Genomic DNA, 1,090 nt, shown 5'->3' on the forward strand with positions numbered 1-1,090 from the left:
CGCCAGCGCTTCGTGCATCCACACATCGCGGCCGGGGACCATGGCGCAGGCCGTGGTCGTGCGCTGGAAGACCACGATTCCGCGAACGCGACATGTCGGTATCAGAACTGTTCGACTATCTGGTCTACATTGACGAGCAGGTAGAAACGTGTGAGAAACCAGACGCACCTCTTACGCCCGGTGAATGGTGCCGCTGGTGCGACGCCGAAACGACATGTCCGGCGCTGGAAGCCCGCGCGCTTTCCACTGTCAGCACGGCATTCGCCAGCGTGCGCGAAGTCACGGCGGCCAAGCTGCCGTCGCCGCAAAGCCTGCCGCTGGATCGTCTGGCCTACGTGCTGCAATCGGCCGACTTGCTCAAGTCGTGGCTGTCCGCATGTGAGGACCACGCCCTGGAACTGGCGCGGCACGGTCACAACATACCTGGCTTTAAGCTGGTCAACACGCAGGCCAAACGCAAATGGTTCGGCGATCCTACGCACGTCGCCGGGCAGCTAATGGTACTGACTGGCCTTACCGATTGGGACAAGGTCATGCCGCGCAAGCTGATAGGCGTGACGGACGCAGAGGCCCTAGTTGTCAAGGCGTACAAGGCGCGCATGTCCAAAAAGGACGCCAAGAAAGCAGCCGAAGACGCTAAGCAAGCTATGGCGTTCTTGACCCTTAAAGAGAGTTCGGGGAATACGACGCTGGTTCCCCTCACTGACGACCGGCCTACGGTCAATCAGGCTACGACAGCGTTTAGCGTGGTCAATATACCACAGGCAGATAGGACATAGAGATGACAACCACGATCATGCGTAACAGCAAGGTGGGCGACGCGTGGATACGTCAATGCGTGGCCATGAACCCCATTCAGCCGGTCATTGATCCACAAACGGGTCAGCCGAACGGCAACATCCTGACCGGCCCTGTGCGGCTGGCGTTTGTCAATCTGTTCACGCCATCGCGCGGCATGGCGAACGCGCAGGACCAGAACAAGGAACCGAAGTACGGAACCATGATCCTGTTCCCGCCGCCGTCGACCGGCGTTGACATGACGCACCTGTACAACGCGTACTACGCCGTGCTGGGCGAGAAATTCCGCGAC

The 1,090-nt window shown here is 59.9% G+C and carries 2 protein-coding genes; both read left to right on the forward strand.

The genetic code is table 11. The annotated features are described in order from the left end of the window. Positions 1 to 92: 92 nt before the first annotated feature. The gene (locus tag ACK4TH_RS12080; protein WP_409626795.1) at positions 93 to 779 is read left to right on the forward strand and encodes a DUF2800 domain-containing protein; all 687 of its coding nucleotides are present in this window, start codon (positions 93 to 95) and stop codon (positions 777 to 779) included. Between the two features lie 2 nt (positions 780 to 781). Then, a partial coding sequence (locus ACK4TH_RS12085) for a hypothetical protein (RefSeq protein ID WP_409626797.1) occupies positions 782 to 1,090 on the forward strand: 309 nt, incomplete at its 3' end.

Origin of the sequence: Tepidimonas sp. (genome assembly GCF_046292505.1) — a bacterium.
GTDB lineage: Bacteria > Pseudomonadota > Gammaproteobacteria > Burkholderiales > Burkholderiaceae_C > Tepidimonas.

What these genes read in the sequence shown, in the direction of transcription:
- ACK4TH_RS12080 (WP_409626795.1), top strand. Translation starts at nt 93, where the DNA reads ATGTCGGTATCAGAACTGTTCGACTATCTGGTCTACATTGACGAGCAG.